Raw genomic sequence first — 20,238 nt, forward strand, 5'->3', positions numbered from 1 at the left:
GTCACGCCCTGAAGGTGAGCCGGTGGACCCACTTGGTGTTGTTCACGCCGGGGTTGGCCGGGACGATGATGCGGGCCGGGTAGCCGTGGTCGAGTGAGAGGGCCGCGCCGTTGACGCGGAGGGCGAGCAGCGCTCGGGGGTCGTGGATCTGGTTCCCGCGCAGCACCACCCTGGTGAAGGGGCCTGGCGGTTGGATCGACTGGACCAGGACGCTTCCCGCGCCGGGCAGGCCGGCCAGAGCGGCGAGGTCGGCCAGCCGAAGGCCGCTCCAGTGCTGGTCCTCGGTGGACCATCCCTCCACGCAGGCGATCGGCAGCGCGGCGGCGTGCTGGGGCATCGCCAGGAGCTGCTCGCGGGTGAAGATCCGCGGCGCTCCGCTTCCGTGCACCTCCAGCCGCCAGGTCGGGCCTACGAGCGCGGGGGTGACGCCGACCTTCGCCGCCGTCTTGTTGATCTGGAAGCTGTTCGGACCGCTGCCCGGATCACGGTTGTGCGGAGCGAGCAGTGCTGTGCCGCGCAGCCACCCGCCGATGCTCTGTCCGGCGGTCACGACGAGGAGGAGCAGCGATCCCGCGCCCACCATGCCGAGCGCGCCGCGGCGGGTCATCGTCGGTGCGGCGGGGGCGGCCGCCACCAGGCCGTCGGGATCGGGTGGTTCGGGCACGGTGTGGGCGAGGTCGGTGCGCAGTTCGGCGCTCAGGCTGCGCGAGCGCAGGGCCCGGGTCATCCGGCCGAGTCTGAGCCACACGTGGACGACGAAGGCGGCGATGAACACCCATGCGCCGTAGAAATGGAGGCGGTAGAACGAGCCCGGGAAGACGTAGTAGAGCTGGATGTTCAGGATTCCGGTGACGAATTCGAAGATGACGCCGCCGACCAGCATCAGCAGGGACAAGCGCTCCAGGCCGTGGGCGACGGAGCGTACCGGCAGCCATTCGAAGAGCTTCGGGATCACCGACCACAACTTGGCCAGCAGCACCGGTACAAGGACCACGCCCAGTGTCACGTGCACGCCCTGGAGCAGCCGGTAGAGCCAGTAGGGATGCGTGGGCCAGCTGAAGAGGTAGAAGCCCAGGATGCCCTTGTCGGGGGTCTCGTCGTTGAGGGGGCTCAGCCCGGGGTTGTAGGCGGCGTAGGAGAGCAGTCCGGTGATGAACAGCAGCGGAATGCCGACCAGGAGGACCAGGCCGAACGCCGAGGTCAGCCAGGGGCCACGGATCGGACTGCGCCAGAATCCCGGCCGGAACGGCCCTGGGGGCGGGGGCATCTGGCTGACGCGCCGCGCCGCCGTACGGGTACGGGCGGCCGCCGACGCCACCGCAGCGGCCCCATCGGCCCGCACACGCCTCAGCCGCTCCCGTACCCGCCTCTCGTCCGGTCCCCGGCGTCCCGGCCCACTGCGCGGGGCCGAACCCGACGGTCGTCCGCCACGTGCCATCGGCATCCCACTACCGGTGTTCGGGGTTCTCGTTGTCGCGGCGGCAGCCGGCGTCCCAGGCCGTGCGCTGGTTGCCGTAGGCGGGGATGCCCCCGAGGTCCTTGAGCGCCCGGGCCAGGTGCAGCGGGTTCCAGGTCATGAAGGTGGTGTTGCGGTTGGTGAAGTCGTTCTCCGGGCCGCCGGAGCCGGGGTCGAGGTACGAGGGGCCGGGGCCCGCCTCGCCGATCCAGCCGGCGTCCGCCTGGGGCGGGATCGTGTACCCCAGATGCTGGAGGCTGTAGAGGACGTTCATGGCGCAGTGCTTGACGCCGTCCTCGTTACCGGTGATCAGACACCCGCCGACACGGCCGTAATAGGAGTACTGGCCCGCCTCGTTGAGCAGGCTGGAGCACGCGTAGAGGCGTTCGATCACCTGCTTCATCACCGAGCTGTTGTCGCCCAGCCAGATCGGGCCGGCCAGCACGAGGATGTCGGCCTCCATGACCTGCCGGTACAGATCGGGCCAGGCGTCCGTCTCCCAGCCGTGCTCCGTCATGTCGGGCCACACACCGGTGGCGATGTCGTGATCAACCGCCCGTACGACATCCACATGCACTCCCTGCGCATCCAGGATCGCGGTGCACCGGTCGATCAGCCCCTGGGTGTTGCTCGTCTCCGGCGAGCGCTTCAGGGTGCAGTTGATCACCAGCGCGCGCAGGTCGTCGTACCGAGCCGGCGGAGCATCGGTAGCGGGCGACGAAGTAGTCACACAGTCCTCCTGGAGCCCTGCCGCCGCCCGGTGCGCGGCGACTCGTCCACTGTGTCCAGCCTGGGTGTCGACCGCGGCAGCCGCCACTGCAACACCTCCGAACGGTTCCGGCGTTCCGCGCCCCTCGGTCGGCTGCCGACGAGTGGCTGGGTCCGGTGGCCGTGCCTACGTTCGTCTCATGGGTACCGAAGGCGCGAGCGAGTCGCAGAACACGGCAGCAGTCGAGGACGTCGCGCACCTGTTGGTGCGTTGCCTGCGGGCCGAGGGCGTGGAGTACGTCTTCGGGATCCCCGGCGAGGAGAACATCCGTTTCGTCGACGCGTTGAACGACTCCGGTATCCGGTACGTCCTGGTGCGCCACGAACAGGCCGCCTCGTTCATGGCGGAGATCTACGGACGGCTGACCGGCCGGGCCGGCGTGTGCTCGGCGACGCTGGGGCCCGGCGCGATCAACCTGCTGCTCGGCACCGCAGATGCCATGACCAACAGCGCCCCGATGGTGGCCCTGGCCGCACAAGGCTCCCTGCGCCGTACCCACAAGGAGTCGCACCAGGTCATCGACCTGGTGTCGATGTTCGCTCCCGTCACCCAGTGGGCGGCCCAGGTCGCGTGTCCGGACGCGGTGCCGGAGATGACCCGCAAGGCGTTCAAGACCGCGCAGAGCGAGCGCCCCGGTGCCGTGTTCCTGGCCGTGCCGGAGGACATCGAAGCGGGGCGTCCCTCTGAGCCGCTGGCCCCCCCTGCAGGTCGACACGGTGCGTGCCGATGCTCCGTCTGCCTCCCAGATCGGGCGGGCGGTCGAGGTGCTCACCGCTGCACGGCACCCCGTCGTGCTGGCGGGCCACGGCGCCGCCAGAGCCGGGGCCTCGGCCGCCCTGGTGCGGTTCGCCGAACGGCTGGACATCCCGGTCGCGACCACCTTCCACGGCAAGGGCGTCTTCCCCGACGACCACCCCAACGCTCTCGGCGCGGTCGGCTTCATGCGCCACGACTACGGCAACTTCGGCTTCGACGCGGCTGATGTGCTGATCTGCGTGGGCTACGAGATCCAGGAGTTCGAGCCGGTCAAGATCAACCCGAACGGCGACAAGCGGATCCTGCACCTGCACCGCTTCCCTGCCGAGGTGGACGCCCACTACCCGGTGGCGGTGGGCGTCAAGGGTGATCCTTCGCAGGCGCTGGACGCACTCGCAGCAGCGCTCCCCGAGGGACTCACCTACGACGCCGGAGGCAGCGAGAAGATCCGTACGCTGCTCGACGAAGAACTGCAGTACGGACGCGACAACGACGCGTTCCCCCTGGTGCCGCAACGTGTCGTGAGCGATGTGCGCACCGCGCTGGACCGCCACGACATCGTGCTCGCCGACACCGGCGCCGGGAAGATGTGGATGTCCCGCCTCTACCCCACCTACGAACCGGACACCTGCCTGGTCTCCAACGGCTTGTCCACGATGGGGTTCGCACTGCCGGGCGCCATCGCCGCCAAGCTCGCCCGTCCGGACCGGCGCGTCCTGGCGATGATGGGCGACGGCTCGTTCCTGATGAACTCCCAGGAACTGGAGACCGCCGTCCGCGAACGCGTCCCCCTGGTCGTCCTCGTCCTCGTGGACGAGGAATACGGCCTGATCACCTGGAAGATGGAACTCGAACTCGGCCGCCACAGCCACACCCGGTTCACCAACCCGGACCTGGTCGCATACGCCGAGAGCTTCGGCGCACGCGGCTACCGGATCGAGGCCGCCGACCAGCTCTTGCCTGTGCTGAGCAGGGCCCTCGACGACGAGGGGGTCTCCGTGATCGCCTGCCCCGTGGACTACTCCGAGAACCTTCGCCTGACCGACAGACTGGGCAGTCTCCACGGCCCGTTCTGAACTGATGGATCCAGAACCCGGATCTTGCGGTCTTCATCCTTCTGAGGGGCGATTTGGGTCCGCCTTGTACACCCCTGCAGAGGTCTGCCACTCACCGGCCGAGGCGTCAGCGCTTCCCAGCCGCACTGACCACGACAGGTTCGGTCATCAGTCGGCGACGACTGCGACTGCCCATGGCAAGGAGGGCCGCATAGGCGTCCACGCGACGGCCCGGCCGGTCTATCCGGATCCTCCTGGCTGGTCCTTGGCCCACCACAGGAACGCGGCGGAGTGCTGCTGGTTGGCGAAGCCCTCGCCGACGAGGGTGTGCAGGAGGTCGTTGCTCCAGAGGATGAGCCGGCCGAGGGTCCAGTTCACCGACTCGGGTGCCGGCAGTTCGAGTCCGTACACGGCCCGGGCTATCTCGCGCTTGCCGCCCGCCAGCGTCGTGTACTTGAGGATCGACAGGAACCGCTCGGGCTGCACCACGCACAGAACTCTGGTGAGAAGCGCCTCCTTGAAACCGGTCATCGCGAACGGCTTCACACCGGACAGCAGGTGCTGGAGCCGGTCTTCCAGAGGTACCTCGTCGGGCCCGTACAGGAGGTACTCGATCGTGCTGCGGGTCGACTCTCCCGCCGCGGCGTCGCCCATGAGGTTCCAGGCGGAGTTGAAGGTGGCCTGGTTGCCGGGGTGGGCTCCGACATCGGAGTTGGCGAAATCCTTGAGGACCCTGGGGTCGCAGGTGCTCAACCCGTCCGGAGAGAAGACCTGCTGGTACTTCGCCCAGTAGGCGGCGACCTGCGGGTCGAAGTCGGGCCTGGTGGCCAGGTACTCGGCCTTGAGCCGGTCCGCCCGTTCCAGCCACCGGGGCTCGGCGTCCTCGGGTTTCGGGAAGCGGGCCTTGAGGTCGCCGAAGGAGCGGACCTGCTCCTTCTTCGGGTGGACGGGCTCGCCGTGTTCCCATTCGTAGCCGCACCGGTGTTTCACGAGCCGGCGTCCGTCGTCCAGGGTGCGGACCAGTTCGACATCCTCGTCGTCACTGCACAACGGGCACATGGCCAGTCCCATGGCATCCCCCACTCCGTCGGTGTCCGCGCCGCCGGCGGCCTGTGCGCCTTCTGCCCCGAGGGCCGCATTCCGGTATCCCGCTCGGACAGCCGAGGCAGCGGCCGCCTCCCGAGCCAATATTGGCATACTGCAAAGATGACAGGCCCATCATCGCCTAGCCGCACCCTTCTCGTCGCATCCCTGTACGTGGCGCTCGCCATTGCGACCACGGGCTGCGCGGGCAACTCCTCCGCCCACACTGCCGACACCGCTTCCCCGAGCACCGGCGGTACGGCCGCTCCCGGCAGCGTTCATGTGGTCGTTGCCGGCGAGGTCGACCTGACGGTCACGGGCGCCGTCGCGCGTCTCGACCGCTTCGGTGACGGCTCGCTCGCCATGACCGTCCGGAACGACGACGGCGTCCCCGAACACCTCGGCATGGTCGCCGCCCCCGACGGCAGACGCGGGGAGCTCGTCGGAGGGAAGTCCGCCGAGGGCGACGGATCACTCTCCACCGCCGGAATCCTGGTGACGAGCGGGACCAGCGTCACGTTCGGCGCCACGGACGGACCGCGCGTCCTGCTGCATCACGTGCGCGGCATCAGCGCGCGACACACACTGCCGGTGGTCCTTCAGTTCGGCGTGGCCGGACTGATCCGGTTCCAGGCCCGGGTCTCCTCAGCCTGACCTGCCGGCGGTCCCGGCGAAGGCCGCCTCCAGCGCCTGGGCGCGGTCCGTGTAGCCGGTGATCCGTGTGATCAGGCCGCCGGTGACGCCGAAGACGTGGTAGCCCACGCTCTGTGGGTCGGCCGGCGGCACCGTGCCGAGAATCCGCAGCCCGAGGACGGCGGCCATCGGATAGGTGAAGGTCTCCTCGGCGCTCGCCCGCAGTCCGAGCGCGTGCAAGCGGGAAAATCGGCTCAGCACGTGGGAGCGGGTGTGGCAGCCGGTCTCGCCTCCATCGGGAGGACTCCAGTGCACGTTCGGGTGCAGGAGATCGGCCAGCAGCGGACAGTCAGCGGTTTCCAGGGCTTGGCGCAGGCGGGCGGTGACGAGGCTCGGGCCGGGCCCGGTGCTTGACGGCATCTAACTCTCCGGCCGCTGGGTCTGCTCCCCGGAACTCCGAGCCATCCGCGTCGACTTGGCCGGACGTGAGCGTGATCCTGTCGACTTCGCCGTTCTCGACCAGGCCGGCACCGCGGCGAGTTGACGCAGATACGGCCGTTGCCTGCCGGCGAGTGCCGTGCCGGCGACGTTGCCCGTCACTGGGAGGTCGGCGAGCCGCAGGGCGAGTCGGCGCAGCCGCAGTTGCCGGGGGGTGGCGGGGACGAACCAGCGGGCGGTCCTGCGGGCGGAGCGTTGCCTGCGGTTGACGGCCGGGCGCCACAGGCGTTCGTATCCGGCGAGTGCCTCCTCGATACTGCGGGATCCGGCGAGTTGGTCGGCGAGGACGTAGGCGCCGGCGATCGCCAGCGAGGCACCCTGCGCGGCGAGCAGGGACACGGCGTGGCAGGCGTCGCCGACCAGGACGATCCGGCCGCGGCTCCAGGAGGGAAGGTCGGTCTGGGCGACCTGGTCGTAGTAGAGCTCGGGGGACGGCGGGCAGCCTGCCAGAGCGCGGGGCACGAGCCAGCCCAGCGAGCCGTACTCGTGGCGCAGAGCGGCCCGGGTGTCCTCGGGCCTGCGGGGATCGGAGGCTCGGTGCACGGCGAACGCGGCGACCTTGCCGTCCCGCAGTGCGTACAGGCCCATCTGCCTGCCGACGGTGTCGGTGAGGCAGAACCGGTCACCGAGTTCCGCATGCGCCTCGGGGTCGGCGAAGGTGAACGCGGCTGTGTGGTAGCCCAGGTGCCGTACGTAACGTCGTTCGTCGCCGAAGGCCAGCGCCCGCACCGTGGAGTGGATGCCGTCGGCCCCGACGAGGAGGTCCGCGTCGAGGCTGCTGCCGTCGGTGAGGGTGACGCGGACACCGTAGGCGGTGGCGTCGATGTGTGCCGGGCCGACGCCGAAGCGCAGGCCGACGGCGAAGGACAGCCGTTCTCGCAGGGCGAGTTCGAGGTCGGGCCGCATGATGCTCAGCAGACGCCCGTCCAGCGACCGGGCGAACCGGTCGTAGCCGAGGTGGGCACGGCACCGGCCCTGGTCGTCGACGAAGGCGGCCCCGGAGACCGGATAGCTGAGTTCCTCCAGCCAGGGCAGGACTCCCATGGCCTCTGCGGCGTCGTAGCCAGAGCCGAAGAAGTCGATCATGTATCCCTCGGTGCGGGGCCCCGGCGCCTTCTCCAGGACCACGACCTCCCAGCCGAGCGCATTGTGCAGACGGCCGGCGAGCGCGAGCCCGGCGATACCGGCTCCGCAGATCACTGCTCTCATCGGTGTGCGTCGCCTCTTCCACTTCGGGAGGACCGGGGTGTACCCACCCCACCACTACTTTTGCACTATGCAAAGCTCGGGTGTCAAGAAGGCACGGCCCGGCCGGCGGGGCGACGGAAGGCGTCGAGGCGGTTCACACCCGCCGACGCGACACCCGGCGACCAGGAGGGCAGCCTCAACCGGCTTCACGGGGCGATCCACGATCTTGACGATTCCCTGACGCCACGCTGATGGCCCTTTGACGTATCGTCGACGGCGGTGTGCCGGGAAGACGGGTCGGCGAAGTGTCCCTGGTGACTCGTCCGTCGTGCGTACTACGGACGTCAAGGAAGGTCTTCCCGTGACCCCCTCGAAGTCGGCTGCCGTCGCCGCGAATGCCCCGTCCCTCGCCCCGGGCCGGCGCGGCCCACGCCGTTCCGTCCTGTTCTTCGCGTTCGCCTTCGCGGTGATCGCGGACCCGGTCTCGTCGGTGGCGTACGCGATCGAGGCGGCGCTGCGCGCCCTGCACGGTGACCTCGCGCTGCTGTTTCCGACGATGAGCCTGGTCATCGGGCTCGTCGTACTGGTCACCGCCAACTACTGGCAGCTGGTACGGCGCTTCCCCAAGGGCGGCGGTGCCGCAGCGGCTGCCGGGCGGGCGTTCGGCCCCCGCTGGACGTTCCTGCCCATCGGTGCCCTGGTCGTCGACTTCGTGCTGACCATCGGTATCTCGATCGCGGCCGCGGCGAGCGCGGTGATCGCCCTCTTCCCCGGCCTGGCCCCGTACCGGATCCCGCTCGCGCTGCTGCTGCTCGTGGTGGTGGCCGGGCTGACCTGGTTCGGGCACGGCGGGCGGCTGCTGTTCGCCGTCATGACCGTGGCCTTCGTCGTGATCTCGGTGGCCGTTCTCGCCCTGGGCTTCACGTCCCCGCACGGCGCCGGCCATGCGGCCGCCTCGGCCGACCCGGGCCGCTCCGCCGCGCTGGCGGTGGTCCTGGCCTTCCCGGTCGCCATGGCGCTGGCCACCGGCATCGAGGCACCGTCCACCGCGATCGCCCAGCTCGACCAGCTCGACGACACCCACCGCCGTCGCTTCGGCCGGGGCACCCTCGCCCTGTTGCTGGTCATCGTCGGCGGTCTCACCCTGGCCCTGACCGCCCTCGCCGTGCGCCTGCACATCGGCATCCCCGGCTCCGACTCCACCCAGATCGCCGACATCGCGCACGCCGCCGCCGGACCGGGCTGGCTGTACGGCGCCTTCCAGCTGACCAGCTCGCTGCTGCTGCTCGCAGCGGCCAGCTCCTCCTTCCAGGCCGGACCCGGACTGCTGAAGGCCCTGTCCGGTACCGCCGAACGGCCCGGTGTCCTGCCGCCGGTACTGGGCCGCACCAACCGCCACCACACCCCGTACTGGTCGGTCGTGGCCTACCTGGCCGCCGCAGCACTGATCATCGTCGCGGCGGCAGGCCAGGAACAGGAACTCGTCCTGTTCTACGCGGTCGCCGTCTTCGTCAGCTTCCTGGTCGGCCTGCTCGCCATGGTGCGCTTCGCCCACCGGGAGCGGAAGACACCCCTGGCCTGGATGAACGGCCTCGCCGCCGTGGCCGTCGCCTTCACACTCGCGGTGAACCTGCTGCGCGGCTGGCCCATCCTCTCCCTGGCCGCGACCCTGCTCGTCGCTGGCGCCCTGTACGCCCGGTGGACACGGGCCGGACGGCCCACGGACATCGAGGACGTCGAGGCCCGTGCCGAAGCGGACTGACTCTCACAGGGCGCAATACGCCGCCTCGGGCACCACCCGCGACACCACCCCCTTGACTCGTTTTGCATAATGCAAAGGTATGAAGGGGATGCGATGAGTGCCATACGAGCGGCGACAGGCGGAAAGCACGTGCCCAGCAGTACGACGAGCGGTGCCAGACCGGCCTTGGGATTTCCTGCGGTGCGCACCGCGCCCTGGGTGATGATGGCGCTGGCTGTCGTGGTCGGCGCCGGGGCCGGTGCGGGATCGATCGTCTTCCGCTGGTGCCTCAAAACGTTCACCCGTCTCTTCTCCGGCCATGCGGACTACGCGGCCTCCCCCGGCGCGGTCAATCCGCACGTGCCCTGGCTCGGCCCGTACTTCGTTCTTCTCGCGCCCGTAGCGGGCGGCCTGTTCTACGGTCCCCTGGTGAACCGGTTCGCCAAGGAGGCGCGCGGACACGGGGTGCCGGAGGTGATGCTGGCCGTCGCCCAGCGCGGCGGGCGGATCAGCCCCAAGGTCGCAGTGGTCAAGACGCTCGCCTCCGCCCTGTGTATCGGCTCGGGCGGTTCGGTCGGCCGCGAGGGCCCCATCGTGCAGATCGGCTCAGCGCTGGGCTCCACCCTCGGCCGTATGGCGAAGGTGACCGAGGGCCGGATGAAACTGCTGGTCGCGTGCGGCGCCGCGGGCGGCATCGCGGCCACCTTCAACGCACCGCTGGCCGGGGTGTTCTTCGCCATGGAGCTGATCCTGGGCACCTTCAGCGCGGAAGCCTTCGGCGCCACCGTGCTGGCCAGCGTCACCGCGAGCGTCATCGGACGCGCCGCTTTCGGAAACACCGCCTTCCTGCGGCTTCCCGGCTTCCGGGTGGATCACCTGGCCCAGTACGGGCTGTTCGCGGCGCTCGGGGTAGGGGCCGCGGTGGTCGGGGTGGGGTTCTCCCGGTTCCTGTACCTGGTCGAGGACGCCTGCGACTGGCTGTGGCGCGGCCCCGAGTGGCTGCGGCCGGCGGTCGGCGGACTGGCACTCGGACTGGTACTCCTGCTCCTGCCGCAGATGTACGGCGTCGGCTACCCGGTCCTGCAGACGGCGACCGAGGGCGGTTACGCGATCGGCTTCCTGCTGCTGTTGCTGGTGGGCAAGATGCTGGCGACCAGCCTGACGATCGGCATCGGCGGCTCCGGCGGCGTCTTCGCACCCAGCCTGTTCATCGGGGCGATGCTCGGCTCCGCCTACGGCACAGTCGTCCACCACCTGCTGCCCGGATCGGCCGGTGCGGTCGGCGCCTACGCGCTGGTCGGCATGGGCGCGGTGTTCGCCGGCGCCGCACGGGCACCGATCACCGCCGTGGTGATCCTCTTCGAGCTCACCGGCGAATACTCGATCATCCTGCCGCTGATGCTGGCGATCGTCCTGGCCACCGCCGCAAGCCGCCTGCTGACTCGGGACACCATCTACACCCTCAAGCTGCGACGGCGAGGCATCGACCTGGAGGGACCCGCCCCCGGTGCGCGGATCGGCACCCAGCGGGTGGATGCCGTGATGGAACCCCTGCCGTCCCCGCTGTCCGCATCGACGACGCTCGCGGACTCCGCCGATCTGCTCAGCCTCTCGGGCCACGGCGCGCTCCCGGTCGTCGACGACGGAGGGGCCTATGTCGGCGTCGTCACCGCCCAGGCGGTGGCCGAAGCGCTCGCCGAACAGCCGGACAACGCACCGACCCGCGTCGGACAGCTCGCCGAGGCACCCCTGCCCGTGGTGGCCGACCAGCCGCTCGCCCAGGCCCTGCACACCCTGCTGTCGGCCGCTGGGACCGGCGTACCGGTCCTCGACTCCGAGCAGGGAAAACCGGTGGGCTGGCTCAGCCACCAGAGCGCGCTGCGCGCTGTGCACACGACGGCCTGAGGGGACGACCGGACGCGGTCCGCCCGGTTCCGGCGCCCGCCACCCCTTATTTTGCAGTGTGCAAGAATGGGTACGGGGGCCTCGAAGGGTGACAGCACTCCAGGGAGGTGCCATGCACAGCGAGCACACCCGGCGCTCCTACTCGTTCGCCTGCCTCGACTGCGGACACGGCTGGGAGGCCACGTACGACATCGACGTGACCGTGGACGACCAGGGGCGGATCATCGCCACGTACCACCTCGACGACAAGGCCGTCCCGTCACCGCTGCAGTCACCCCGCTGCCCTGCCTGCGAGCGCCGCAAGATACGCATCATGCGGCCGGGACGGGTGGCGACGGCACACCTGTACGAGACGTGACCAGGATGCGGCCACATCATCAATCGCCCGACTGGCTGGAAGCACCGGGCCGGGGTGCCTGACCGGCTTCGCCCGCGCCTGGCTGCTCGGCATCGGTTTCCGGTGCTTCACCATCGCCCCACGCGCGACATCGGCGTCACCCAGGGACTGCGGGAAGCCGTGAAGGCCGACAAGTTCTCCATCGCGTCGTTCCGGATCGACCTGTTGGCGGGCAGGCGCGTCTACCAGGAGGCGCTTTTCGCGCCGGAGTTGGCGAAGACCACGGCCGCATACCGGCCACTGATGCGACTCGCCACGATCGTGGGCTTCTTCACGGCCCGGCCCGCCAACGGCCGGCTCATACGCGCCGGACGGAAAGAGCGGATGTGACCGCGCCTGCCCGAACTGGACCCGATCCGGCACTCGACCTAGATGGCATCATGCAATCTTTACCTAGCGCAAAGGTCTTCTTTCCCTGTCGCCTCCGTACATCCGGACAGCCAGACGGTCCGCACCAGGAGGCACCATGCCCATCTCGCGCAACACGATCGGATCCCTCACCGTCGGCGGGGCACTCGCCGCCACCCTCGCCGCCCTCGTCTATCCGAGCATGCTGGGCATCCAGACCACCTCCTCGAACGCGTCCCGGATCCTCGCGAACACCCAGTGGGGGCCACTCACCGAGTCCGACCGCAACTTCGTCGTCTTCGTGCGCTCCGCCGGGCTCTGGGAGGGGCCCTCGGGGGACCTGGCCATGAAGAAGGGGACGACCGCGGCGGTACGGGAAGCCGGAAGGCACCTGGTCATCGGGCACGCGGCGCTCGACGCCAGCTGCCGGAAGATCGCCCCCATGCTGAACATCACCATCCCCAACCAGCCGACACCACAGCAGGCGGGCTTTCTCGCGACGTTCCAGTCGGACACGGGCAAGCAGTTCGACACCGACTTCGCCAACATCCTGCGCGTCACGCACGGGTCGATCTTCAACACCATCGCCAAGGTCCGCTCCACGACCGAGAACACCCTCGTGCGCGCGTTGGCCGACCAGGCCAACGACGTGGTCCTGGACCACATCACACAGATGGAGAAGACCGGTCTGGTCAACTTCGACCAGGTCAACTTCCAGATAACGACCCCGCCGAAGCTTCCGTCCGCACAGGTGACGCCGCCGGTGCCACAGGCGGGGGCACCCCAGGTCGTCCTCACGGTACCCCCCGGCCTGTCGACCGAGGGAGTGCCGACGGGTCCGGCCGTCACCTCGGAGGGCTCCTCCGCGACGTCCCCGACCCCCACCCCGACGCCGACCGCGGGATGACACGGCCCGACCGGCCACTATATGGCAGCGTGCAAGTTTTACCTTGCGCAATGATCGGTCGGCGTGACTCCCGCGTACCTCTTGACGAACGCTTTGCTCGCGCCAGGAGGAATCATGCCCATTGCCCGCAACACGATCGGAGCCCTCGTCGTCGGCGGGGCGCTCACCGCCACATTGGCCGCCCTCGTCTACCCGAGCATGCTCGGCGTGCAGACCACGTCCTCCGATCCGTCCCGGATCATCGCCAACACCCAGTGGGGACCGCTGACCGAAGGGGACCGCGACTTCGTCGTCAAGGTCCGGTCGGCAGGGCTGTGGGAGTACCCCCTGGGAGAACTCGCGCTGGAGAAGGGCTCGACGGCGGAGATGAAGGAGGCGGGCAAGCACCTGATCGTGGGGCACGCCGGGCTGGACGAGCTGTGCCGCAAGATCGCACCCATGCTGAACATCACGCTGCCCAACCAGGCGACCCCGCAACAGCAACAGTTCGTCGCGACCTCGGCGGCGCAGTCCGGCCGACAGTTCGACTCCACCGCGGCGAACATCATGCGTGTCACCCACGGCCAGATCTTCCCGACCATCGCCAAGATCCGCGCCAGCACCACCAACACCCTGGTGCGTCAGCTCGCCGACCTGGCCAACGACACCGTCCTGGACCACATCACCGTCCTGGAGAACACCGGCGTGGTCAACTTCGACCAGGTCAACTTCCAGCAGACCACCCCGCCCAAGGTCCCCAAGGACCAGCTCACCCCACCCGCCGCGCAGCCCGGCGCCCCCATCGTCATCCTCACCCCACGCCCCGACCTGGGTATCAACACCGCCTCGCCGACACCCACCCCGTCGGCTGGGTGATCAAGGGCAGGCCGCGGGGGCCCTCAGCGCTTCGCGTCGGCAGGGCGGGAAAGCCGGTAGGAGCGGACGACCGCGACCAGGCTGGCGACGACGAGAGCGGATACCCACGGTGTCACGCCACGCAACGGCTGCAGTCCGCCCGATCCCGCCTCCACTCCGCGCGGGGGCACCCGCCCCTCAGGGTCGTACACGAGCGCGATCGCGTCCCCGGGGCGGGTCGTCCCTCCGCAGCCGCGCCAGATCCGGACCTTGAGCGGGACACCGTCGGCGTCCCGCACCGAGCACAGGTACCGGCCCCGCCCGCCGTCCGTGGCCCAGCCGTCCTCGACCGAGGTCACCGTCACGGACTGCACCCGTCCGCGCTCCGCCAGCACCACGCCGGCCGCGGACTGCGGAGCGTGCAGCGCGAGACAGACACCCAGCAGCGCGACGATGCCGACCAGAGCACGCCCGGCGCCGACGGATACGAGATACAGCGCGAGCGCCGCCGCGCACGCCAGGCCCCCCTCGCCATCGGCAAGCGAGGGGCGGCCCGTCCAGGCGCCGTAGAGCGTCGTGCCGAGGACGGCCCCGGCGGTGAGGAGCCCCGCGAGGACTCCCTCCCCGACCAGCCACCACGGCGGAAGTCCGACGAACTCGGCCGGGCCCCAGACCGCGGCGCGCAGATGCGTCAGAAGGTGGGAGTCGGCGGACGGCGAAACCCGACGCGTACGGCGCACGAGTGCCATCCCCCGCGTCCTCCCTCACACTTCCGGCGCCCGTGCCGTGCGGCCGCGCTGTCTTGGCCGGACATACGCGCACGGCACGTGCCCCGGAGCGGGTCGCGTGGCCGGTGTTCACAATTCCCTTGCATTATGCAAGACCAGCGGGATCCGGAAAAGACGTGTCCGAAAACGGGGCCTGGTCGGCCGCGCACTGCGGTTCCTACCCGTGCGGGTCACATGTCGTGGATCATCGCCTCGTCCACAGCCCAGCCGAGCGGGTGCGGATCCGGATGGTCGGCGGCGGGGGTCGCCGGCGGCTCGCCGCCCGCCCGGTTGAAGGCGCCCAAAGCCTCGATCAGCGCGAGCCGCTGCGTGGGACCGAGCCGGGCGACGATCCCCGCGATCTCGGAGCGGCGCCGGGCGGTGACGTGCTCGACGGTGCGCCGACCCTCGTCGGTGAGCTGCAGCAGGGTCTCGCGGCGGTTGTCGGGGTTGGTCTGGCGGTCGGCGAGCCCGGCCGCGATGAGCCGGTCGACCATGCGCATCGCGGTGGACGGCGCCACCTGGAGGAGGTCGGCGAGCACCACCAGCTTGGTAGCCCCCCGGGTGGCGAGCACGACCAGCATCCGGAATTGCGGCAGGGTCACCCGCTCCTCGACCTCGGCGAGGGAACGGGCCGAGACCGCCACCAGCAGCCGGGAGGCGGTCAGTACCGCCCTGGTGACCGCGTCGACATCGTCCATGGCCCCCGCTGGGGTCGTCTCGTGCTCCGGCATAGGTCCTTTTTACCGTGCCGAAGTCGGCGCCCCCTCACGCGAGGGGAATAGTTTTTCCCTCCCCATGACCGTGGTAGCGCAGGAGCAGCATCGCGGCGTCGTCGTGGAGCGGCCCGTCGGCATGTCTGACCAGGTCTTCCCGCAGAACCTCCAGGGCCTGGTCCGCTTCGGGCTCCTTGAGCAGGTCGGCCCGCTCACCGAGGGGATAGAAGGAGCCCTGGGCGTCCCGGGTCTCGGTGACACCGTCGGTGTACAGGAGGAGTTGGTCGCCGGGCGCGAAGGCCACCCGATAGGGCTCCGGTCCCTCGGCCCCGTGGGCGCCCAGCCCGAGGGGAAGCGCGTACGCGGGCGGCTGCGGGAAGTCGACGTTGCCGTCCTGCCGTACGACCATCGGCGCCGGGTGGCCGAAGTTGAGGAAGACGACCTCGTGACCGGAGCCGATCTCGGCGAGCACCGCCGTGACGAACTTCTCGCCCTCCAGCTCCCGGGCCACGCTGCGCTCAAGCCGCTCCCCCAGCCCCACCAGATCGGGTTCGTCGTGGGCCGCCTCCCGAAAGGCGCCGAGCACCACGGCCGCCGTCTCCACCGCGGCCAGCCCCTTGCCCTGCACGTCCCCCACGATCACCCGGATCCCGTGCGGCGAGGCGACCACCTCGTACAGATCCCCGCCGATCCGCGCCTCCGCGACCGCCGAGGTGTACGACACCGCCGCCTGCAACGGGCCGGCGGTCCGCGGCACCGGCCGCAGCAGCACCCGCTGCGCCACCTCCGCGATCGACCGCACACTCGCGAGCTCCGCCTCCCGGCGCGAACGCGCCACCGCGGCCGCGACACCCACCCCGGTGACACCCGCCACCGACGCCATCGCCGTGAACCCACGGCGCTCCTCGAACAGCCCGTCGTACATCCCGAGACCCACACACAGCAGCAGAGCCACCGCCCCGATCAGCGCCGTACGCCGCCACCCTCCCACCAGCCCGGAGAACGCCGGCCCCAGCGACACCAGCGGCAGGAACCCCACACCAGGCCCGGACACCAGGTCCGCCCCGGCCACGACAACCATCACCGCCACCGGCATCCAGGACAGCACGGCGGACCGGGACGTCGGCTTGTGTTCGGTCATGACGCCCTCCAGCGGTACCGCGGTCTCAGGAGCCGCCTTTCCAGGATCTCCGGCACAGGCACCCCTCCCCGTTTTTAGACTATGCAAGAGTTTGCACATCGAAGCGGGCCCCATTCCCGGCCCTTTACCCAGGAGAGGCCGAGAGTCACCGTGGCCGACGTACCCGATCCCGGAAGGCGACCATGCCTGGCAGACAGACCCCACCGGACCGGCCCGCCCTTCCCGTCGGCTGGCGGCGCCTGGCCGCACGGCTGCCGATACTGCTCTTCCGTTGCGGGCTGGGCTGGGCCTTCGGTAAACGGCTGCTCCTGCTGCATCACACGGGCCGAGTGACCGGACTCCAGCGCCGAGCCGTACTCGAAGTGGTGGAGCACGATCGGGCCGGCGGCAGCTGGACCGTCGCGTCGGGCTTCGGGCCGAGGGCGGCCTGGTACCGCAATCTGCGTGCGGATCCGAAGACGCTGATCGAGGTGGGCAGCCGCCGGCACGCCGTCACGGCCCGATTCCTCCCACCGCACGAAGGCGCCGAGATCATGGCCCGCTACGCACGTCACCACCCCCGGACCGCCCGTCGGCTCTGCGCCTTCATGGGATTCACACCGGACGGCACCGATGCGGGGTACCGGGAGGCCGGAAGAGGCATCCTCTTCGTCCTCCTGGAGGCCGCCCCAGGGTTTCGCCCGACATGACCCGCAGGCCCACCGTGACCCGAGACAGGAAACTTCTCGAAAGTACTGGCGTTGAATTTTGCATCATGCAAATATTGCACCCGGGGGGCCGAGTCGGCGGTCGGGTCGCCCGGCGCCCGCGCAGGAGTGACCGGCACGGATGACGGGCTCGGGTGGCGCGCCGGCCGCCGACGGGGCCCCACGGGCCTGTCCCGACGGGCACGCCGCGCCACCCCTCCGGTCTCCAGCAGTACGCCACTCCAGCACGATGTACCCCCGGTCAAGGCAACGGGCATGGAGATGAGAGCCAGTGGTCGCTGAGCACCCGGCGGGCAACGGAGGACTCGGCGGCGAGGACAGTGGTCCGGCCGTCCCGGATGCCGTCTGGCGACGACGGCGGGCCGGGGCCGTGTCCTCGCCGTCGTCGCCGCCATCGTGGCCGTGGGTGCCCTTGCCCACGTACCCACCCGATCAGCTTTCCCTGACGGCGGACCCGACGAGGGCATCACACAGCAGTCCGAGGACGTCCTGCCGGACGGGATACCGACCGCCACCCACCCACCGACGGGTTCCGCATACGCCGGCACACCCTCCCCGACGCCCCGCATCGGGTGGTGAGCACGACTCGGGTCACGTCCGTACGTCTTGCTGGACCGAGAGCAGGAAACCGGAGAACCCACGTGGGGCGACCAGAGGTGAACGACATCAGGTACAAGGCCCGTTCGCTGATCGCCGTGGTCGCCCTGCTCGTCGGCGCCCTTCTCGGCGGAGCGTCGCCCGCGTCGGCGCACGCGACGCTGGCCAGCAGCGACCCGAGCGACGGTGGTGTGCTGAAGACCGCGCCGAAGCAGGTCACGGCAACGTTCGACGAGTCGGTGGCTCTGGTCGAGGACTCACTGCGGGTGGTCGACCCGGACGGCCGTCCGGTCACGGCGGGGCGTCCGCACCACGCGGGCGGCAAGGGCAACACCGACCAGGTGAACCTGACGGACGGTCTGGGGCAGGGCACCTACACCGTTTCCTGGCGGGTGGTGTCGGCGGACAGCCACGCCGTGTCGGGCGCGTTCACGTTCTCCGTCGGAAAGCCCTCCACGACCCGCGTCACGACCGCCGCCGCACCGGCCGTCGACCCCACGGTCAACGCGCTGTACGGCATCGGCCGCTATGTCGCCTACGGCGGTCTGGCGCTGCTGATCGGCGTCGTCGTGTTCGTCCTGGCCTGCTGGCGGTCCGCCACGGCGGTACGGCTGGTGCGCCGCCCGTTCACGATCGGCTGGTGGGCGCTGCTGGGGTCCACAGCCGCGCTGGTGCTGTTGCGCGGCCCCTACGACAGCGGTGACGGACCGGCCGGGGTGCTCGACCTGGGCTCGCTGCGCCAAGCGGTGGGCACCCGACCGTCGATCGCCCTGCTGGCCCGGCTGGTCCTGCTCCTGATCGTGGCCGTGCTCGTACGGCGCCGACCGCCGGAGCCGCGGCCCACGCGACCGATCGTCGCGGCGGGCGGTGTGCTCGTGCTGGGCCTGGCCGCGACCTGGGTGACGGCCGAGCACGCCGCCGCCGGAGTCCAGGTGCCCGTGGCCATGGCCTCCACCGCGCTGCACCTGCTGGCCATGGCGGTCTGGCTGGGCGGTCTGACCGCACTGCTGGTCACGCTCCACCGCGCCCCCGCCGAGGACCCGCTGCCGCCCGCCGCCGTCGCCCGCTTCTCCCGCATCGCCCTCGCCGCGGTGGCCGTGCTGGCGGCCACCGGTGTGTACCAGTCCTGGCGCGGACTCGGGTCCTGGCAGGCGTTCACCACCCCCTACGGCAGGATCCTCGCGTTCAAGATCTGGGCCGTGCTGGTGATGCTGTTCGCGGCGTCACACTCCCGGCGCTGGACGGCCCGGCTGCTGCCCGCGCCGGAGGAGGAACGGGTCCTGATCCCGGCAGGCCACGGCGGCCCCGCTCTCCGGGCCGAGGAAGGCGACACGGCGGGCCTCACTTCCCAGGCAACCCGACGCGGGTTGCGCCGGCCGGTGCTGGCGGAAGTGGCGATCGGCCTGACGGTCCTCGTGCTCACGACCCTGCTGACCGGCACCCAGACCGGTCGGGCCGACACCGAGACGGCCGCCACCGCGACCAGAGTGCCGGGTCAGCCCGACATCTCCCTGACCCTGATCCCATACGACACGGGTACCGACACCCTCGTCGGACGCGGCAAGGTCCAGGTCAGCCTCTCGCCGGGCCGGACCGGCCGGAACGTCGTCGAGGCCCTGGTCTACGGCGCCGACGACAGCCCCGTCACCATCCCCGAACTCCGCCTCACCTTCACGGACACCGACCGCGCGATCGGCCCGCTGGACGCGGGCCTCGTCGACGAACACGGCTACTGGGGCAGCGACACCCTCAACCTCCCGGTCGCCGGGACCTGGACCATGAAAGCGACCGTCCGTGTGTCCGACATCGACCAGGTCACCGTGGAGAAGACCGTGACGATCCGCCAGTGAGAGCCCTGCCTACCGGTGTTCGGGGTTCTCGTTGTCGCGGCGGCAGCCGGCGTCCCAGGCCGTGCGCTGGTTGCCGTAGGCGGGGATGCCTCCGAGGTCCTTGAGCGCCCGGGCCAGGTGCAGCGGGTTCCAGGTCATGAAGGTGGTGTTGCGGTTGGTGAAGTCGTTCTCCGGGCCGCCGGAGCCGGGGTCGAGGTACGAGGGGCCGGGGCCCGCCTCGCCGATCCAGCCGGCGTCCGCCTGGGGCGGGATCGTGTACCCCAGATGCTGGAGGCTGTAGAGGACGTTCATGGCGCAGTGCTTGACGCCGTCCTCGTTACCGGTGATCAGACACCCGCCGACACGGCCGTAATAGGAGTACTGGCCCGCCTCGTTGAGCAGGCTGGAGCACGCGTAGAGGCGTTCGATCACCTGCTTCATCACCGAGCTGTTGTCGCCCAGCCAGATCGGGCCGGCCAGCACGAGGATGTCGGCCTCCATGACCTGCCGGTACAGATCGGGCCAGGCGTCCGTCTCCCAGCCGTGCTCCGTCATGTCGGGCCACACACCGGTGGCGATGTCGTGATCAACCGCCCGTACGACATCCACATGCACTCCCTGCGCATCCAGGATCGCGGTGCACCGGTCGATCAGCCCCTGGGTGTTGCTCGTCTCCGGCGAGCGCTTCAGGGTGCAGTTGATCACCAGCGCGCGCAGGTCGTCGTACCGAGCCGGCGGAGCATCGGTAGCGGGCGACGAAGCGGTCACACAGTCCTCCTGAAAGCCCTGCCATCACGTGGTGCGTGGCGAGTCGTCCATGTCTGAGGTCCAGCGTGCGAGTCACCCACGTCAGGTGCCACAGCGGTGCCTCCGAATGGCCTCGACCGCATCCGTCCGGTGTGGTGCGGTGT

Annotated in this window: 18 protein-coding genes and 1 pseudogene; 10 read left to right on the forward strand and 9 right to left on the reverse strand. The window is 70.2% G+C overall.

What is annotated here, in order from left to right:
• Position 1 precedes the first annotated feature (1 nt).
• Together ACZ4N4_RS11990 and ACZ4N4_RS11995 are read right to left on the reverse strand one after the other, a co-directional pair.
• Positions 2–1,267: a molybdopterin-dependent oxidoreductase gene (locus tag ACZ4N4_RS11990; protein WP_467587706.1), complete on the reverse strand. Its 1,266-nt coding sequence runs from the start codon at positions 1,265–1,267 to the stop codon at positions 2–4.
• Between the two features lie 181 nt (positions 1,268–1,448).
• Positions 1,449–2,186: a flavodoxin family protein gene (locus ACZ4N4_RS11995; protein WP_467587223.1), complete on the reverse strand. Its 738-nt coding sequence runs from the start codon at positions 2,184–2,186 to the stop codon at positions 1,449–1,451.
• A gap of 178 nt (positions 2,187–2,364) precedes the next feature.
• On the opposite strand from ACZ4N4_RS11995, the pseudogene ACZ4N4_RS12000 reads away from it, so the two are divergent.
• A pseudogene (locus tag ACZ4N4_RS12000) lies at positions 2,365–4,057 on the forward strand (acetolactate synthase large subunit).
• Positions 4,058–4,276: 219 nt separating this feature from the next.
• On the opposite strand, the gene ACZ4N4_RS12005 reads toward ACZ4N4_RS12000, so the two are convergent.
• Positions 4,277–5,107 carry a hypothetical protein gene (locus ACZ4N4_RS12005; RefSeq protein WP_467587226.1) on the reverse strand — a complete coding sequence of 277 codons (831 nt, stop codon included), beginning with the start codon at positions 5,105–5,107 and terminating at the stop codon, positions 4,277–4,279.
• Positions 5,108–5,242: 135 nt separating this feature from the next.
• Here ACZ4N4_RS12005 and ACZ4N4_RS12010 point away from each other — a divergent pair, with 135 nt between their 5' ends.
• Positions 5,243–5,773: a hypothetical protein gene (locus ACZ4N4_RS12010; RefSeq protein ID WP_467587228.1), complete on the forward strand. Its 531-nt coding sequence runs from the start codon at positions 5,243–5,245 to the stop codon at positions 5,771–5,773.
• Here ACZ4N4_RS12010 and ACZ4N4_RS12015 read toward each other — a convergent pair.
• Complete coding sequence (locus ACZ4N4_RS12015; RefSeq protein ID WP_467587231.1) at positions 5,765–6,172, reverse strand: nuclear transport factor 2 family protein; 408 nt, start codon at positions 6,170–6,172, stop codon at positions 5,765–5,767. The two genes, ACZ4N4_RS12010 and ACZ4N4_RS12015, sit on opposite strands and share 9 nt — an antisense overlap.
• The gene (locus ACZ4N4_RS12020; RefSeq protein ID WP_467587234.1) at positions 6,173–7,459 is read right to left on the reverse strand and encodes an FAD-dependent monooxygenase; all 1,287 of its coding nucleotides are present in this window, start codon (positions 7,457–7,459) and stop codon (positions 6,173–6,175) included. It lies immediately after the preceding gene.
• Positions 7,460–7,799: 340 nt separating this feature from the next.
• On the opposite strand from ACZ4N4_RS12020, the gene ACZ4N4_RS12025 reads away from it, so the two are divergent.
• The 6 genes from ACZ4N4_RS12025 (at position 7,800) to ACZ4N4_RS12050 (ending at position 13,591) form a co-directional block, all read left to right on the forward strand.
• The gene (locus tag ACZ4N4_RS12025; protein ID WP_467587237.1) at positions 7,800–9,200 is read left to right on the forward strand and encodes an APC family permease; all 1,401 of its coding nucleotides are present in this window, start codon (positions 7,800–7,802) and stop codon (positions 9,198–9,200) included.
• A 204-nt stretch (positions 9,201–9,404) separates the two neighbouring features.
• The gene (locus ACZ4N4_RS12030; protein ID WP_467587708.1) at positions 9,405–11,084 is read left to right on the forward strand and encodes a chloride channel protein; all 1,680 of its coding nucleotides are present in this window, start codon (positions 9,405–9,407) and stop codon (positions 11,082–11,084) included.
• Between the two features lie 112 nt (positions 11,085–11,196).
• Positions 11,197–11,442: a hypothetical protein gene (locus tag ACZ4N4_RS12035; protein ID WP_362572592.1), complete on the forward strand. Its 246-nt coding sequence runs from the start codon at positions 11,197–11,199 to the stop codon at positions 11,440–11,442.
• Between the two features lie 102 nt (positions 11,443–11,544).
• Positions 11,545–11,811, forward strand: a complete 267-nt coding sequence (locus tag ACZ4N4_RS12040; protein WP_362572595.1) for a DUF4396 domain-containing protein — start codon at positions 11,545–11,547, stop codon at positions 11,809–11,811.
• Positions 11,812–11,947: 136 nt separating this feature from the next.
• Positions 11,948–12,736 (forward strand): DUF4142 domain-containing protein, encoded by a 789-nt coding sequence (locus ACZ4N4_RS12045; RefSeq protein ID WP_467587241.1) that lies wholly within the window; start codon positions 11,948–11,950, stop codon positions 12,734–12,736.
• 114 nt (positions 12,737–12,850) lie between these two features.
• Positions 12,851–13,591, forward strand: a complete 741-nt coding sequence (locus ACZ4N4_RS12050) for a DUF4142 domain-containing protein (protein ID WP_467587243.1) — start codon at positions 12,851–12,853, stop codon at positions 13,589–13,591.
• Positions 13,592–13,614: 23 nt separating this feature from the next.
• Here ACZ4N4_RS12050 and ACZ4N4_RS12055 read toward each other — a convergent pair whose 3' ends face one another.
• The 3 genes from ACZ4N4_RS12055 to ACZ4N4_RS12065 form a co-directional block, all read right to left on the reverse strand.
• The gene (locus tag ACZ4N4_RS12055) at positions 13,615–14,319 is read right to left on the reverse strand and encodes a hypothetical protein (RefSeq protein WP_467587245.1); all 705 of its coding nucleotides are present in this window, start codon (positions 14,317–14,319) and stop codon (positions 13,615–13,617) included.
• A gap of 209 nt (positions 14,320–14,528) precedes the next feature.
• On the reverse strand, positions 14,529–15,071 hold the full coding sequence (locus ACZ4N4_RS12060) for a MarR family winged helix-turn-helix transcriptional regulator (protein WP_467587248.1): 543 nt from the start codon (positions 15,069–15,071) through the stop codon (positions 14,529–14,531).
• A 34-nt stretch (positions 15,072–15,105) separates the two neighbouring features.
• On the reverse strand, positions 15,106–16,194 hold the full coding sequence (locus ACZ4N4_RS12065; protein WP_467587250.1) for a PP2C family protein-serine/threonine phosphatase: 1,089 nt from the start codon (positions 16,192–16,194) through the stop codon (positions 15,106–15,108).
• A 182-nt stretch (positions 16,195–16,376) separates the two neighbouring features.
• Between ACZ4N4_RS12065 and ACZ4N4_RS12070 the strand changes: the two genes are divergently transcribed.
• Both ACZ4N4_RS12070 and ACZ4N4_RS12075 read left to right on the forward strand, forming a co-directional pair.
• The gene (locus tag ACZ4N4_RS12070; RefSeq protein ID WP_467587253.1) at positions 16,377–16,883 is read left to right on the forward strand and encodes a nitroreductase family deazaflavin-dependent oxidoreductase; all 507 of its coding nucleotides are present in this window, start codon (positions 16,377–16,379) and stop codon (positions 16,881–16,883) included.
• Positions 16,884–17,557: 674 nt separating this feature from the next.
• Entirely contained in the window at positions 17,558–19,348 is a 1,791-nt protein-coding gene (locus tag ACZ4N4_RS12075; protein ID WP_467587256.1) for a copper resistance CopC/CopD family protein, read from the forward strand.
• A 9-nt stretch (positions 19,349–19,357) separates the two neighbouring features.
• On the opposite strand, the gene ACZ4N4_RS12080 is transcribed toward ACZ4N4_RS12075, so the two are convergent.
• Positions 19,358–20,095 (reverse strand): flavodoxin family protein, encoded by a 738-nt coding sequence (locus tag ACZ4N4_RS12080; protein WP_467587258.1) that lies wholly within the window; start codon positions 20,093–20,095, stop codon positions 19,358–19,360.
• Positions 20,096–20,238 lie beyond the last annotated feature (143 nt).

This window comes from Streptomyces sp. NPDC026538 (assembly GCF_055567535.1).

Bases quoted from the DNA above. Each gene is read 5' to 3' on its own strand.
- ACZ4N4_RS12020 (WP_467587234.1), bottom strand. From the start codon at position 7,459: ATGAGAGCAGTGATCTGCGGAGCCGGTATCGCCGGGCTCGCGCTCGCC.
- ACZ4N4_RS12060 (WP_467587248.1), bottom strand. From the start codon at position 15,071: ATGCCGGAGCACGAGACGACCCCAGCGGGGGCCATGGACGATGTCGAC.
- ACZ4N4_RS11990 (WP_467587706.1), bottom strand. From the start codon at position 1,267: ATGCCCCCGCCCCCAGGGCCGTTCCGGCCGGGATTCTGGCGCAGTCCG.
- ACZ4N4_RS12070 (WP_467587253.1), top strand. From the start codon at position 16,377: ATGCCTGGCAGACAGACCCCACCGGACCGGCCCGCCCTTCCCGTCGGC.
- ACZ4N4_RS12045 (WP_467587241.1), top strand. From the start codon at position 11,948: ATGCCCATCTCGCGCAACACGATCGGATCCCTCACCGTCGGCGGGGCA.
- ACZ4N4_RS12050 (WP_467587243.1), top strand. From the start codon at position 12,851: ATGCCCATTGCCCGCAACACGATCGGAGCCCTCGTCGTCGGCGGGGCG.
- ACZ4N4_RS12065 (WP_467587250.1), bottom strand. From the start codon at position 16,194: ATGACCGAACACAAGCCGACGTCCCGGTCCGCCGTGCTGTCCTGGATG.
- ACZ4N4_RS12030 (WP_467587708.1), top strand. From the start codon at position 9,405: ATGGCGCTGGCTGTCGTGGTCGGCGCCGGGGCCGGTGCGGGATCGATC.
- ACZ4N4_RS12015 (WP_467587231.1), bottom strand. From the start codon at position 6,172: ATGCCGTCAAGCACCGGGCCCGGCCCGAGCCTCGTCACCGCCCGCCTG.
- ACZ4N4_RS12010 (WP_467587228.1), top strand. From the start codon at position 5,243: ATGACAGGCCCATCATCGCCTAGCCGCACCCTTCTCGTCGCATCCCTG.
- ACZ4N4_RS12005 (WP_467587226.1), bottom strand. From the start codon at position 5,107: ATGGGACTGGCCATGTGCCCGTTGTGCAGTGACGACGAGGATGTCGAA.
- ACZ4N4_RS12055 (WP_467587245.1), bottom strand. From the start codon at position 14,319: ATGGCACTCGTGCGCCGTACGCGTCGGGTTTCGCCGTCCGCCGACTCC.
- ACZ4N4_RS12035 (WP_362572592.1), top strand. From the start codon at position 11,197: ATGCACAGCGAGCACACCCGGCGCTCCTACTCGTTCGCCTGCCTCGAC.